Annotated in this window: 14 protein-coding genes, 1 tRNA gene and 1 pseudogene; 5 read left to right on the top strand and 11 right to left on the bottom strand. The window is 74.0% G+C overall.

Going from position 1 to position 13,585, the window contains the following annotated elements:
* Positions 1-38: 38 nt before the first annotated feature.
* Positions 39-1,358, bottom strand: coding sequence for a family 20 glycosylhydrolase (locus tag GPA02_RS13955; protein ID WP_156200688.1), 1,320 nt, complete (start codon positions 1,356-1,358; stop codon positions 39-41).
* Between the two features lie 212 nt (positions 1,359-1,570).
* On the opposite strand from GPA02_RS13955, the gene GPA02_RS13950 reads away from it, so the two are divergent.
* A complete protein-coding gene (locus GPA02_RS13950) occupies positions 1,571-2,605 on the top strand; it encodes a glutathione S-transferase family protein (RefSeq protein WP_156200687.1) in 1,035 nt (344 codons plus the stop codon).
* Between the two features lie 3 nt (positions 2,606-2,608).
* On the opposite strand, the gene GPA02_RS19140 is transcribed toward GPA02_RS13950, so the two are convergent.
* The 4 genes from GPA02_RS19140 to GPA02_RS13935 are packed head-to-tail and all read right to left on the bottom strand — an operon-like array spanning position 2,609 to position 5,619.
* On the bottom strand, positions 2,609-3,229 hold the full coding sequence (locus tag GPA02_RS19140; RefSeq protein ID WP_204986619.1) for a glycosyltransferase: 621 nt from the start codon (positions 3,227-3,229) through the stop codon (positions 2,609-2,611).
* 30 nt (positions 3,230-3,259) lie between these two features.
* Positions 3,260-3,838, bottom strand: a complete 579-nt coding sequence (locus tag GPA02_RS19135) for a glycosyltransferase (protein ID WP_204986618.1) — start codon at positions 3,836-3,838, stop codon at positions 3,260-3,262.
* A complete protein-coding gene (locus GPA02_RS13940) occupies positions 3,835-4,200 on the bottom strand; it encodes an MmcQ/YjbR family DNA-binding protein (RefSeq protein ID WP_204986617.1) in 366 nt (121 codons plus the stop codon). The genes GPA02_RS19135 and GPA02_RS13940 overlap by 4 nt, the downstream gene beginning before the upstream one ends.
* Before the next feature lie 3 nt (positions 4,201-4,203).
* Complete coding sequence (locus GPA02_RS13935) at positions 4,204-5,619, bottom strand: mycothione reductase (protein ID WP_156200686.1); 1,416 nt, start codon at positions 5,617-5,619, stop codon at positions 4,204-4,206.
* A gap of 227 nt (positions 5,620-5,846) precedes the next feature.
* Between GPA02_RS13935 and GPA02_RS13930 the strand changes: the two genes are divergently transcribed.
* Positions 5,847-6,338: a pyridoxamine 5'-phosphate oxidase family protein gene (locus GPA02_RS13930; RefSeq protein ID WP_156200793.1), complete on the top strand. Its 492-nt coding sequence runs from the start codon at positions 5,847-5,849 to the stop codon at positions 6,336-6,338.
* 176 nt (positions 6,339-6,514) lie between these two features.
* On the opposite strand, the gene GPA02_RS13925 is transcribed toward GPA02_RS13930, so the two are convergent.
* The 3 genes from GPA02_RS13925 to GPA02_RS13915 all read right to left on the bottom strand — a co-directional run bounded on the left by GPA02_RS13925 (position 6,515) and on the right by GPA02_RS13915 (position 8,198).
* A tRNA-Ala gene (locus GPA02_RS13925) sits at positions 6,515-6,587 on the bottom strand.
* Positions 6,588-6,635: 48 nt separating this feature from the next.
* Positions 6,636-7,547 (bottom strand): hypothetical protein, encoded by a 912-nt coding sequence (locus GPA02_RS13920; protein ID WP_156200685.1) that lies wholly within the window; start codon positions 7,545-7,547, stop codon positions 6,636-6,638.
* A gap of 69 nt (positions 7,548-7,616) precedes the next feature.
* The gene (locus GPA02_RS13915) at positions 7,617-8,198 is read right to left on the bottom strand and encodes a GNAT family N-acetyltransferase (RefSeq protein ID WP_156200684.1); all 582 of its coding nucleotides are present in this window, start codon (positions 8,196-8,198) and stop codon (positions 7,617-7,619) included.
* 116 nt (positions 8,199-8,314) lie between these two features.
* On the opposite strand from GPA02_RS13915, the gene GPA02_RS13910 reads away from it, so the two are divergent.
* The gene (locus GPA02_RS13910) at positions 8,315-8,938 is read left to right on the top strand and encodes a 5-formyltetrahydrofolate cyclo-ligase (RefSeq protein ID WP_156200683.1); all 624 of its coding nucleotides are present in this window, start codon (positions 8,315-8,317) and stop codon (positions 8,936-8,938) included.
* A gap of 3 nt (positions 8,939-8,941) precedes the next feature.
* Here the strand turns inward: GPA02_RS13910 and GPA02_RS13905 are convergent, their stop codons facing one another.
* On the bottom strand, positions 8,942-11,641 hold the full coding sequence (locus tag GPA02_RS13905) for a penicillin acylase family protein (RefSeq protein WP_156200791.1): 2,700 nt from the start codon (positions 11,639-11,641) through the stop codon (positions 8,942-8,944).
* Between the two features lie 32 nt (positions 11,642-11,673).
* On the opposite strand from GPA02_RS13905, the pseudogene GPA02_RS19605 reads away from it, so the two are divergent.
* Positions 11,674-11,838 (top strand): annotated as a pseudogene (locus tag GPA02_RS19605) (FmdB family zinc ribbon protein); the annotation flags it as partial.
* A 14-nt stretch (positions 11,839-11,852) separates the two neighbouring features.
* On the opposite strand, the gene GPA02_RS19600 reads toward GPA02_RS19605, so the two are convergent.
* Positions 11,853-12,044, bottom strand: a complete 192-nt coding sequence (locus GPA02_RS19600; protein ID WP_420809363.1) for a hypothetical protein — start codon at positions 12,042-12,044, stop codon at positions 11,853-11,855.
* 125 nt (positions 12,045-12,169) lie between these two features.
* On the opposite strand from GPA02_RS19600, the gene GPA02_RS13895 reads away from it, so the two are divergent.
* A complete protein-coding gene (locus GPA02_RS13895; protein ID WP_156200681.1) occupies positions 12,170-12,865 on the top strand; it encodes an RcpC/CpaB family pilus assembly protein in 696 nt (231 codons plus the stop codon).
* A 114-nt stretch (positions 12,866-12,979) separates the two neighbouring features.
* Here GPA02_RS13895 and mscL read toward each other — a convergent pair whose 3' ends face one another.
* Positions 12,980-13,396 (bottom strand): large conductance mechanosensitive channel protein MscL, encoded by a 417-nt coding sequence (gene mscL, locus GPA02_RS13890; RefSeq protein ID WP_156200680.1) that lies wholly within the window; start codon positions 13,394-13,396, stop codon positions 12,980-12,982.
* Between the last annotated feature and the right edge of the window lie 189 nt (positions 13,397-13,585).

Below are 13,585 nucleotides of genomic sequence, written 5' to 3'. Positions count from 1 at the left end.
CTAGGGCATGCCCGGGGGCCGCCGACGCGCCAGGAGGCTCAGGTCCCGGTCAGCGGACGGGGTGTGTGAGCGAGACCACGCGCCTGCCACAGCGCGACGTGCGCCTCGAGGTCCTCGGCGAACGCCTCCCAGTCGCGCACCTCGGGCGCCGACCAGGCGACCTCGGCGACGGCGGGCAGTCGCGGCAGCAGCATCGCGAAGAGGTCGTCCTCGGTCTCGATCGTCTCGGTCCACAGCGCGGCCTCGACCCCGAGGATCGACTCCGGCGGGAGCCCCTCGACCAGCGTGGCCGGGTCCCAGTCGTAGCTGTCGCGGACGTCGACGTAGCCCGCCCAGTCCAGCCCGAGCCGGGTGCCGGCGTCGTACTTCATGTCGAGGTAGGTGCGGTTGCCCGGGCTGAGGATCACCTGGTGGCCGCGCCGTGCGGCCGCCACCACCTCGGCGGGGTCGGCGTTGGAGTCCCACAGCTGCACGACCGAGCGGGTGTCCTGCAGCGCGGGCGCGGCCTCCTGCCAGAACACGGGCCGCTTGCCGAGCCGCAGCACGAGCGCCTCGACGTGCTGCACGAACGCCAGGTACTCCTCGCGTGTGAGCAGCCGCACCTCGTCGCCCCCGACATGCACGAACTCGCCGACGGTCTGCGCCACGAGCGCGCCGACGGCGTCCTCGAGGAACGCGGCGGTCTCGGGCAGGTCGAGCCGCAGGGTCGAGTGCCCGACGTCGGTGCCGGTGTAGGCCTCGCGCGCGACGCCCTCGACATTGAGGCCGGGCACCGCGTGCAGCGCGGCGCCGGTGTGACCCGGCAGGTCGATCTCGCCGACGACGGTGACGCCACGCTCGGCGGCGTAGGCGGTGAGGTCGGCGAGCTCGGCCGCGCTGAGGAAGCCGCCCGCCGAGCCGCCGACGGCGGTCGCGCCCGACACCTCGGTGAGCTCGGGGCGGTTCGGCACCTCGTAGCGCCAGCCCTGGTCGTCGGTGAGGTGCAGGTGCAGCACGTTGAGCTTGTAGAGCGCCGCGAGGTCGATGACCTTGCGCAGCGTGCCGGGGCCGAAGAAGTGGCGCGCGACGTCGATCATCAGCCCGCGCCACGCGTACCGCGGCGCGTCCTCGATGCGCAGCGCAGGCACACGCCGCTGCGTGAGCTCGACGAGCTGCACGACGGTGGCGGTCGCGGCCTCGTCGCCGCCCGGGCCCTGCGGGGCGATCTCGAACCCGCCCTCGGCCGACACCTCGAGGCTGTAGCGCACGTCGCCGGTCTCGGGGCCGGCGCCGGCGGTCCAGTAGTCGTGCGGTACCTCGTACGGCTCGCCGTCGAGCAGGTCGAGGCGGGCGGGAGCGGGGATCAGCGGGAGGCTCACGGCACCATCCTCCTGCGCGCTCGCCGTCCGCCGCGGGACGGCGGTCCGGCGCGCCGCGGAGTCGGACGCCGGGCGCGGGCGAGGGACCACCGGCGCCGCCGGACCGACAGGCGCCGCGTCGACGAGGTGCCGGGCCGCACGCTCCCGACGAGCGGTCCTCGACCCCTGCACGGCAGGTGCCGTGGGGTCGCCTGCGCCCGTAGCCTGACGGCATGGCAAGCAGCGGCTACGTCCTTCCCGGTCAGGAGTACACGCGGGACACCTCCTACATCGAGTCCCGCATCACCCGCGACGCCGCCGACGGCTGGCCCGTCGAGCCGGGCCGCTACCGGCTCGTCGTGGCACGCGCGTGCCCGTGGGCGAACCGCACGATCATCGTGCGGCGGCTGCTCGGGCTCGAGGACGCCATCTCGATCGCGTTCTGCGGGCCGACGCACGACATGCGGTCGTGGACGTTCGACCTCGACCCCGACGGGCTCGACCCCGTGCTCGGCATCCACTGGCTCGCCGAGGCCTACTACCGCCGCGTCCCCGGCTACCCGAAGGGCATCACCGTGCCCGCGATCGTCGACGTCCCCAGCGGTGCCGTCGTCACCAACGACTTCGCGCAGATCACCCTCGACATGAGCAGCGAGTGGGTCGACCACCACCGCGAGGGCGCGCCGGACCTCTACCCCGAGCCGCTGCGCGAGGAGATGGACGAGGTGATGCGGCGCATCTACACCGAGGTCAACAACGGCGTCTACCGGTGCGGGTTCGCCGGCTCCCAGGAGGCGTACGACGCCGCCTACGACCGGCTGTTCGCCGCGCTGGACTGGTTGGAGGAGCGGCTGACCGACCGCCGCTACCTCATGGGCGAGACGATCACCGAGGCCGACGTGCGGCTGTTCACCACGCTGGTCAGGTTCGACCCGGTCTACCACGGGCACTTCAAGTGCAGCCGCAACCGGCTCACCGAGATGCCGGCCCTGTGGGCCTACGCACGCGACCTGTTCACCACGCCCGGGTTCGGCGACACCGTCGACTTCCTCCAGATCAAGTCGCACTACTACGAGGTGCACACCGACATCAACCCGAACGGCATCGTCCCGAAGGGGCCGGACCTGTCCGGGTGGCTGGAGCCGCACGGCCGCGAGGAGCTCGGCGGCCGCCCGTGGGGCGACGGCACGCCGCCGCCACCGCCGCGCCCCGAGGAGCGGGTGCCGCAGGAGGCCACCCCGCTGCCGGGCGGGATCGCGCCCGCCTGAGGATCAGCCGACCAGGCTCTCCAGCTCGACCTCGAGCGTGTCGGTCGCGGCCTCGGCGCGGATCGCCTCGCCGAGGCGCGCGGCGGCGTCGCGGTACCGGCCGTCGTCGAGCACCCGACGGACGGCGCGGGCGATCCGCGCAGCCGAGGCACGCCGCGACAGCGTGACACCGGCGTCGCGCAGCGCGACCCGTCGCGCGTTGTCGGCCTGGTCGCGACCGTGCGGGAGCACGACCAGCGGCAGCCCCGCCGCGAGCGCCTTCATCACCGTGCCGTGCCCACCGTGCGTGACGACCGCGGCGGCGTGCGGCAGCACCTCGGCGTGCGGCGCCGCGGCCAGGACCTGCACGCGGTCGCTGCCGCGCACCGCACCGGGCGGGACGGCGGGTCCGGTGGTGACGACGCCGCGCACGCCCGCCTGCGCCAGCGCGTCGGCGACCCGCTGCAGGCACGCGACGTGGTCCTGGAACGTCGAGGACATCGCGACGAGCACCAGCGGCCCCTCCCCCGGCGGCGGGGTCCACGCCTCGCCGGCGGCCCAGTCCGGGTCGTCGAGGACGGGCCCGACGTAGCGCGCGGTCCCGGGCAGCTCGCCCGGCAGGTCGAACGCGGCCGCGGTGAGCACGAGCTGCCGCTGCGCGCGCTGGTGCTGACCTCACACGCTCGCCAGCGGCGGGAGCCCGTGCTCGCGGCGGACGCCGTCGAGCGGCTCGAGCGCGTAGCGACCGAGCATGCGCGTGCTCGCGTCGGACAGCACCCGGTCCCTGAGCCTGCCCGGCGCGCCCCGCGCGGGCGGCAGCCCCAGCCCGAACGGCGGCAGCCCTGGCGCCGGCAGCGAGTACACGTTCGGGACGAGGACGGCGTAGGGCAGCCCGGCCGCCTCGGCGGCGATCATCGCGCCGACCGCGACGAACGAGGCGACGACGGCGTCCGGCGACACCTCGGCCACCGCGGCCGCGGTGTCGCGCGCGTGCCCGGCCGCGGGGCCCGCGATCATCGCCTCAGCCATGCCCCGCGCGAGCGCGGTGGGCGAGCGCAGCCGCCAGTCCTCGAACGGTGCGACCGCGACCGACCAGGTCCGCACGTCGGCGCCCGTGCGCTCCGCGGCGGCCGCCATCGAGGCGTCGCACAGCACGGTGACGCGGTGGCCCCGGGAGCGCAGCCGGCGCGCGACGCCCAGCTCGGGCGGCACGGTGCCGCCGGCGTCGGTGAGCGCGAGGAGGTAACGGCTCATGTCACCAGCCTCTCGGCCAGCCGAGCGGGCGCCTGGATGCGGTAGGAGTCGGTGACGAGCTCGGCGACCTCCGCCCAGTCCGTCGTCTCGTCGACGACCATCCCGATGACGTTCTCGCCCCAGCCCGCCCGGAAGTAGGGCGGCCCGAGGTGCTCGAAGGCGGCGACCTCGTCGGGCTCGCCCCGGAACACGATCCGGAACAGCTGGTCCTCGCCACCGAACACGTGGACGACCGTGGCGGTCCCGACCCGCCAGCGCTGCCCGACCCACGCGTCCTCGCGGTAGGTCTCGGGCAGGTCGGCGAGGATCGCGTCGAGGCGCTCGAGCATCTCCTCGGGGACGTCCGGGCGTGGCGTGCTCATGCGTCACATGCTGCCGCGCGCCTCCGACGTCGGCAGCCCCAGCAGCGCGTTCTCGACGACCTCGGCGAGCGCGGGGTGGATCCAGTACTGGCCGCGCGCGACCTCGTGCGCCGGCTGCCCGAAGCTGGCCGCGTGCACGAGCGTCTGCACGATGCTCGACGACATCGCCCCCACGCAGTGCGCGGCGAGCACCTGCCCCTCCGGGGTGGCGTGCACCGTGACGAAGCCGTCGAGGTCCTCCAGCGCCCAGCCGTACGCGACGTCGCCGTAGCGCTGGGTGTGGGTGACGAACGCGGTGCCCGACGCGGCGAGCTGCTGCTGCGTCGGGCCGAACGACGCGACCTGCGGGTGACCGAAGACGGCGTGCGGCACGAAGCGGTGGTCGGCGCGCTGCAGCTGCCCGTCCCGCCGGCCGAGGGTGACCTCGAGGTTGTGCGCGACCACCCGGGCCTCGTGGTTGGCCACGTGCTTGAGCTGCCAGTGGGAGCAGACGTCGCCGAGCGCCCAGGTGCCGGGCGCCGTCGTGCGCTGGTGGTCGTCGACGACGACGTAGCCGTGCTCGTCGACCTCCATCCCGCCGCGCTCGACGGCGAGCCGGTCGCCGTTCGGGACGCGACCGACGGCGAGCAGCACCATCTCGGCCTCCAGCACCTCGGTGCGGTCGTCGGCACCGAGCACCGACACCCGCCAGACGCCGTCGACGTGCTCGGCGGCCGTGACCGTCGTGGAGGTGTGCAGGTCGTAGCGGCGGCGCGCGGCCGCGGTGCAGGCCTCGGAGACGGTGCGCTCCTCCCGCGTGAGCAGCACGTCGGAGCGCTGCACCTGGGTGATCGCGACGCCGTAGGCCGAGAACACGTGCGCGAGCTCGCACGCGACGTACCCGCCGCCGAGCACCAGCATCCGGGGCGGCAGCGCGTCGATGCGCATGATCGTGTCGGAGGTGTGCAGGCCACGGGCCGGGTCGGGGTGCTCGAGCCCCGGCACCGGCAGCCCCTGCGCACGGGAGCCGGCCGCGACGACGACGTGGTCGCCGCTGACCTCGGTGCCGTCCGCCAGCCGCAGCGTGCGCTCGCCGACGAACTCGGCGTGCTGGTCGTAGACCGTCACGAAGTCCTGCGAGCGCCGGTAGGCCTCGCCCCCGGTCGCGATCGGGTCGATGCGCCCGAACACGCGGTCGCGGATCGCCGGCCAGTCGACGTGGGGCGGCGCGAACGTGACGCCCAGCCGGGCGGCGTCGGCGGCCTCGACGACGCGGTCGGCCGGCACCACAAGCATCTTCGTGGGGATGCAGCCGACGTTGAGGCAGGTGCCGCCGAACCGGCCCTCCTCGACGATCGCGATGTCCAGGCCCTCCAGGTCGGGTGTGATCAGCGAGTTGCCCGAGCCGGTGCCGATGATGACGAGGTCGTGGTGCGGCATGCGGTCAGGCTAGGCCGTCGGCGGCGAGGTGGCCGACGCCGCTGGCGGGCTCCCGCCCCCCGGGAAGCGACGCCGTCGGGCCGCTGCCTCGGCGTGCACCGCCGTCATGGGCGGCCGCGTGAGCCCGAGTACGTAACTCGTACACAAGTGTTCGATTTCGTGCGACGATGTCGGGACCGGCGGGGCGGCTCCGTCCCCGCGTGAGCACACCGATCGAGGGAGCAGACATGAACCAGCAGAAGATCGCCGAGGTCCTCGCCAAGCCCTACGCCCAGCAGCTCCTCCACAGCACCGACCCGCTGCGGCTCGCCTACGACGGCCTCGACGGCGACCCACGCGTCGTGCCGATCGGGTTCTGGCTCGAGGACGGCCGGATCACGATGGCGACCGCCACGAACGCACCGAAGGTCGCAGCGCTGCGCGCCAAGCCGACCGTGGCGATCACGATCGACACCAACGCGTTCCCGCCCAAGGTGCTGCTCCTGCGCGGCGTCGTCGACCTCGAGACCGTCGACGGCCCGCCGGAGGGCTATCTCGAGGGCGGCGAGACCTTCATGACGCCGGAGCAGTATGCCGAGTGGGAGGCCGGTGTCCGAGGCCTCTACGACCAGATGGTCGTCATCCGCGTCACACCCACCTGGGCGAAGCTGCTCGACTTCGAGACCACGATCCCGCAGGCGGTCGAGGAGCTCATGGAGGCCAAGGCCGGCCGCGGCTGACCGCCCTCTGCCGCCCAGCGCCACCCGGCGCACACTCCGCCGAGTTCGCACCGTCGTGCCGAGTTCGGACCGTGCACGGTGCGAACTCGGCGGGACGGTGCGAACTCGGCGAGGAAGCACAGCCCGAGAGACGCGGAAGGACCCCCGCCGGAACCGGCGGGGGTCCTTCTGTCCTGTGGAGCTAGGGGGACTCGAACCCCCGACCTTCTCATTGCGAACGAGACGCGCTACCAACTGCGCCATAGCCCCAGGTCGGCGTCCAGAATAGCACCTGGTGCGCCGTGGTTCGACGCCGCGTCAGCCGGCGGCGCGACGGCGGGCCAGCACCGCCTGCACGTCCATGGCGGGGGCGACCGGCGTGGTGGTCTCGGCCGCGGGCTCGGCGCTGCGCTCCTCCGCCGGCGCCGCCCCCGGTGCGGGCTCGGCGACCGGGTCCATGCGCTCGGTCGGCGCGTCCATGACCAGCGGCGACACCTGGCGGCGCGGCGCGCTCTGCTTGAGCGTGTACGCCGGCGGCGGCACCGGCACCGGCGTCCAGGACGCAGGCTCCGAGGGGGTCTCGGCCGGCTTCTCCGGCGCCGGCGCCGCGTCGGTCACGAGCGTCGTGGGGTCGACGTCGACACGCAGCCGCGGCCGCCCGCTCGCGCGGACCTTCGACGCGCTGCGGCGGTGCGCCTGCGCGGTGATCTGCGCGATCTCGCGCTCCCACCGGGCGTCGGCGGCGGCACCCAGCGCGGCCGCACGACGACCGAGCGCGATCACCCCGACGAGCGCGACCGCCGGGACGATGCCCGCGAGCATCGGCCAGCTGAGCAGGCCCCAGCCCACCCACCCGGCCACCGTCAGCCCGGCGACCACGACGGTGAGCAGCAGCCGGCGACGCGCCGCGGCGGCGCGGCTGCTCGACGCGGCTGCGCGCGCCGCCCGGGCAGCGGCGAGACGCCGGGCGTCCGACGCCGCGAGCAGACGATCGGCCTGGGACTTCATGGGGTGCTCCTCGTTCAGCCGCTGGTGCACCAGCACGCGGGTGGAACCTGGGGTCGCGACCGGACGGTGACCGGCCGTCGCGACGACCCGCAGGTCGCCCGAGTAGCGGTCGTCCACGCGGGAGTCGACGACGACCTGCCGCGACCGGATCGCGACAGGAAGGATGTAGGCGAGCACGAGGACGACGATGCCCAGCAGCACCCAGCCCGCGAGATCGCCCACGTCATGACGGTAGGTCCGCCGTCGGCAGGTTCCCGGGCACGACGTCGGCGTGTCGGGCTCTGACTCCCGTCAGCCCCTCTCGAGGCTCCTCGCGAGGGCGGCGACCAGGCCGTCGCCGACCTCCTCGCTCGTCAGTGCGAACGTGCGGTGGTCGCACCACGCGCCGTCGATGTGCAGGTACCGCTCCCGCAGCCCCTCGTCGCGGAACCCCAGCTTCTCGACGACGCGCAGGCTCGCCGCGTTCTCCGGACGGATGTTGATCTCCACCCGGTGCAGACCGAGCTCGAAGAAGCAGAAGTCCGTCACCAGCGCGACCGCCCGCGGGATGTAGCCACGACCGGCCCAGCGCTCCCCGATCCAGTAGCCGATCGCACAGCCACGCAGCGACCCGAGCGTGACCGACGAGACCGTGACGTGCCCCACCAGCTCGCCGTCGACCTCGACGCCGAAGCTGTACCCCGTCCCCCGCCGGGCCGCGCGGGCCTGGTCGCGCACGTACTGCGCGAACGTCGGACGGCGGCCCTCGAGCGAGGGCGCGGTCGCCTCCCACCGGGACAGCCAGTGGTGGTTCTCGCGACGCAGCCGCTCCCACGCGGCGGCGTCGCGGCGGCGCAGCGGCCGCAGTCGCACGACGCCGTCGGTCAGCTCCACGCGAGAACTGTAGGGCCGCGCCGCTGCCCGGTGCCTCCCCGTCTCGTCGTCTTGATGCGCGGCTCCTCGGGGTGCCGAGTAGCGCGACGGGCCCGTCGTGCGGGAAGGTGGGAGTCATGTGGTCGGTGTCGTCCCTGGTCGTGACCGAGCCGACCCTCGACACCGAGGACGCCAAGCAGCAGCTGCGCGAGGCGGTCCGCGCCCACCGGCACGGTCGCAGCTCTCGCGAGCGCACCGAGGCCGGTGCCGCCATCGCCCGGCACGCGAGCGACATCGTCGCCGACGCCGGGTGCGTCGCCGTGTACGCCGCCCGCCCCACCGAGCCGCCCACCCAGCCGCTCATGGACCACCTGCACGAGCGCGACATCGACGTGCTGCTGCCCATGCTGGGCCCCGGGCTGTCGCGCGACTGGGCGCTGCACCGCGCGGGCGAGCCGCTCGAGGTGCGCGCGCCCGGTCGCCCGCCGGACCCCGCCGGTCCCGGACTCGGCGTCACCGCCCTGCAGCGCGCCGACGTCGTGTTCGTTCCCGCGCTCGCCGTCGACCGCACCGGGGTGCGGCTCGGTCAGGGCGGTGGCTGGTACGACCGCGTGCTCGTGCATCGCCGCCCGGACGCACCGGTGGTGGCGATCGTGTTCGCCGACGAGGTGAGCGACGCTCCGCTGCCCCGCGCCGACCACGACAAGGTGGTCGACGGCGTCCTCACCCCCGACGGCTGGTGGTTCGTCGGCGAGGAGTGAGCCTCAGCTCCTCGGCAGCAGCGTCAGCGTGCTCCGCCCGGCCTTCTCGACCGCCTCCGCGCCGAACGGCCACGGGTAGGTCTCGCCCGCGGCCCACGCGTGCAGCTGGTCGGCGTAGTGCTGCGACAGCGGGTGCCCGGAGTTGCCGGTGAGCTGCACCCAGGTCGAGGCGTCCCAGTCGGAGAGGTCGAGCACCATCCGCATCGACGGCACCGCCGTCACGGTGAAGATCGGGTAGGTCGGCTCCCCGTCGACCAGCTCCCAGGCGGAGGCGTCCCACCCGTTGGCGTTGACGATCGAGCTGCCGCCGGCGACGCCGACCTGGTGCGGGTTGACGATGCTGCGGATCGCGCCCGGCACGGTCTCGCCGCCCAGCACCTGGTGCTGCGGTGCCGCGACGTGCAGCGCGCCCCACCGCCAGTCCGAGGGGTCCTTGCCGAGCAGCACCGTCAGCTGGGTACGGGCCGCACGCAGCGCCTCCGCGAGCACCTGGTCGCGCTGCTCGACGACGTTGATCGTCGCCCGGTCGTCCCACCAGGGGCTCTCGTCGTCCTCCAGCAGCGCACGGACCGCCTCGAGCCACTGCGAACCGCCCGAGGGCCGGTGCTCCGCCGGCATCTGGTCCCAGAACGTCAGCCGCAGCAGGTTCGCCCACACGGCCGAGAAGTAGGCGGCCGCGGCCGAGTCGACGTCGTTGCGCATGTCCCAGTCGGCCAGCAGGTCGACCGCCTCCTGCGTGAAGGCGTCGTCCTCGCCGGTGAACGGGTCCTTGACCGGGATCTCGAGCAGCACGGGCACCAGCAGTTCGGCGTACGGGTTCGCGTCGATCAGCTGGATCTCGTTCATGTCCGCGACCGTGAGCTCGCCGCCGTCCGCGATCCGCGCCTCCAGGGCGTCGCGGATCGCCTGCGACCGGTAGCCGTAGTCGTAGTCGACGGTGAGGAACGGCTCGGTCCCCGGCGCCTGCACGGCCTGGTTGGCCGCGACGATGAAGCCCTCCGGCGGGTTGAGCGCGCGCGGCATGTCGGCGGCGTCGACGTAGCCCTGCCAGTCGTAGCGGGAGTCCCAGCCCGGTCGCGGCCAGGAGCCGTCGGTGGGCACCGGGGAGCCGGGCACGTCGGCCCGCACCGGGATCGACCCCGGTGCCTGGTAGCCGATGTCGCCCGACGTCGTCGCGAACACGATGTTCTGGGTCGGCACCTCGAACGCGGCGGCGGCCGCGGCGACGTCGGCGGCGTCCGTGGCGGTGTTGAGGAGGAAGATCGCGTCGGCGGTCCGGCCCGGCTGCAGCGCGGTCCACTGCATCGAGACCGAGAAGCCGCTCACACCGCCCGGCGGCTGGTCCTCGTGGTCGGGGCCCTGGGTCGCCCCCCGGACGCCGCCGATGACGTCGGAGACGATCGGGCCGTGCTCGGTCGCGGCGACCTCGATCGTCACGGGCGAGCCGCCGTTGACCTCGATCACCTCCTGCCGCACGGTCAGCGGGAGCCGCTCGCCGTCGTACAGGTAGGTGTCGTCGGGGTAGACCCGCTCCATGAACAGGTCCACGGCGTCGGAGCCCATGTTGGTGAAGCCCCAGCCCAGCTCGGCGTTGTGACCGATGACGACACCGGGCAGCCCCGAGAAGCTGAAGCCGGCGACGTCGAACGGGCAGTCCGGCCCGACCTCGCGGCAGTGGAGGCCGTTCTGGTACCAGATGCCCGGCTGCGAGATGCCGAGGTGGGGGTCGTTCGCCAGCAGCGGCAGCCCCGAGGCCGTGTGCTCGCCCGAGACGACCCAGCTGTTCGACCCGATGCCGTCCCCCTCGCCCAGCAGGTGCGGGACGGCGGCCAGGGCGGCTGCCGCGCCGGCGAGAGCCTCGTGGGCGAGCAGCGCGGCGTCGGGGGACGGGCCCTGCGGTCCGGGCGTGGCGGTCGTGTCGTCCGAGGCGCCGGGGCCGGCCTCCGCCTGCTCGGTCGCCTCGAGCTCGGCGTTGGCGGCCAGCAGCTCCGGCGTGGTGAGGATCGGCAGGTTCCGCTCGGTCGGGTACGCCGGGAAGATCGTGCGCACCATGTCGAGCGCGACGTCGTCGCCGTACCCCTGCGCCTGCCCGTAGACGGCCGCGCGACCCAGCTCCTCGTCGTAGTTGCCGAGCAGGTCCCACGCCATCGCCTTGAGCCAGGCGAGCGAGTCGATCGGGTCCCACGGCTCGATCTCGGGGACCGCGGACTGCATGTCGAGGATCGTGTACTCCAGCGCCAGCTGGCTCGGGGCGCGGGAGGCGATGTAGGCGTTGACGCCGTCGGCGTAGGACTGCAGGTAGGTGCGCGTCTCCTGCGACAGCAGCGCCCACTCCTGCTCGGCGACGTGACGCCAGCCGAGGGTGCGGATGACGCGGTCGGTGCTCAGGCCGGCCTCGCCGACGAGCTCCGACAGCCGGCCCGCGGTGATGTGGCGGCGCAGGTCCATCTCGAAGAAGCGGTCCTGCGCGTGCACGTAGCCCTGCGCCATGAACAGGTCGTGCGTGGTGGTCGCGTAGATCTGCGGCACGCCCCGCTCGTCGCGCACCACCTGGACCTCGCCCTGCAGACCCTCGACGCGGAACTCGCCGCCGGTGTCCGGCAGCGCCCTGCGCGAGATGGAGAACAGCGTGATGGCGCCCCCGACGAGGACGACGACGAGGACCGCCGCCACAGCGATCGCGATCCGGCGCCACCAGGACATCTTCGACACGTCCCGAGACTAACCGCCCCCGGGTGCGCGACGTACAATCGCCACTCGTGCCGACCTATGCCTACGCCTGCACCTCCTGCGGGCACCGCTTCGAGCTCTATCAGTCGTTCTCCGACGCCGCGCTGACGGAGTGCCCCGAGTGCGCAGGGACCCTGCGCAAGGAGTACGGCAGCGTCGGCGTCGTGTTCAAGGGGTCGGGCTTCTACCGCACCGACTCCCGCTCCAGCTCGGCCTCCTCCGACAGCTCCTCCTCGAGCTCGTCGAGCTCCGGCTCGAGCTCGTCGGGCTCGTCGACCTCCGGCTCGTCGACCTCCGGCTCGTCGGGCTCCGGCTCGTCGGGCTCCGGCTCGTCCTCGAGCAGCAGCCCGTCCTCGACCACCGGCTCCTCCGGCAAGGCGGCCTCCGGCTCCTGAGCCCCCGCGCGCCGCGTCGTCCACAGGGTCGCGGTGCTGCACCGTCGTCCACAGCACCCCTCCGGGCGCACCGGCACGCCCCGGGCGGCGGCCCTAGCGTCGCCGCATGTCTCGTCGTCTGCGCACGCTGCTGTGGCGCACCCGGTGGCTCGTGGTCGCGGTCTGCCTCGCCGTCGCCGTGTGGGTGGTGCTCGGCCAGCTCCGGCCGGTACCGCCTCCGACGGTCCCGGTCGTCGTCGCGGCCCGTGACCTGCCCGCAGGCACCACGGTCGCCGAGACCGACGTGCGGGTCGAGCGGTTGCCCGCGGCTCCGCGCACCGGTGTGACGGCGGCCGACGTCATCGGCTCGAGACTCACGATCGGCGTCCCGGAGGGCCTGCCGGTGGTGCCGACGATGCTGCTGGGCCCCGGGCTGCCCGAGGCGGCGCCGCCGGGCTGGGTGGTGACGCCGGTCGTGCTGGCCGACCCGGTGCTGGCCGACCTGCTGCGCGTCGGCGACCGGCTCGACCTCTACCTCGCGGCCGCCGACACCGGGGGCCGCACCGAGGAGGCCAGGCTCGTGACGGCGGGAGCGCTGGTGCTGGCGCGGCACGAGGCCGAGGCGGGCACGTCCTCCTGGCTGGGCGGCGGCGCGGCAGCCACGGTCGAGACCGTGGTGGTGGCGGTGCGGCCCGGCGACGCCGGCGCCCTCACCGGAGCCAGCGGGTTCGGCCCGTTCCGTGCGGTGCTGTCCGGGGCGGCGGGCACGTCGGACCTCCCGCCCGCCGCGACCGACGACGGCGTGAGTTCCGAGCCTCCCTGATCCATCCGCCGCCGGGACGTGCGACGCCCCGCAGGGCGCCCGCCCCTCCCTGGACGCACGACGGCCCGGGGCCCCGCAGGGCACCCGGGCCGGGCTCGGGAGCGGCGGGGGCGGTCAGGCCTGCCGCTGCGCCTTGAGCAGGTCGCGGATCTCGGTGAGCAGCTCGGTGTCGGTCGGCTCCGGGACGCCCTCCTGGATGCCCTTGCGCTTCTTCTGCATCTCCGTGAACTTGTTCATCGGGACGACGAAGGCGAAGTAGACGACCGCCGCCGTGATGAGGAAGACGATCAGGGCGTTGACGATCGCGCCGAGGTCGATGAGCGTCGGGTTGACGCCGTCGACGGTGTCACCGGCGCGCAGGTCGATGCCCCAGCCGCCGGTGTCCGGCGAGCCGAACACGTTGAGGATCGGCGTGACGATCGACGACACGAACGTGTCGACGACTGCGGCGAACGCGGTACCGATGACGACCGCGATCGCCAGCTCGACCACGTTGCCTCGCATGATGAAGTCCTTGAACCCCTTGATCACCGGGCCTCCTAGATGTGAGTGTCGGTGCCGCGGTTCGGCGCCGCCCTGCGCTGACGAGGGTAGCGGCCGGCCGTCACGGGGTCAGGAGACTCGCGGCGCGGGGCCGCGGCACGCGGCACACCGGCGCGCGGTGTGAGCCGGCAGCGCGGGTCGGCCGGCGCGGCCGGTCGGCCGGGTCGACCGGCGCGG

It is taken from the genome of Actinotalea caeni (assembly GCF_009733795.1).
Classification (GTDB): Bacteria; Actinomycetota; Actinomycetes; order Actinomycetales; family Beutenbergiaceae; genus Pseudactinotalea; species Pseudactinotalea caeni.
The sequence above is the reverse complement of the archived record's forward strand: the minus strand, read 5'-3'. Positions and strand labels throughout refer to the sequence as shown.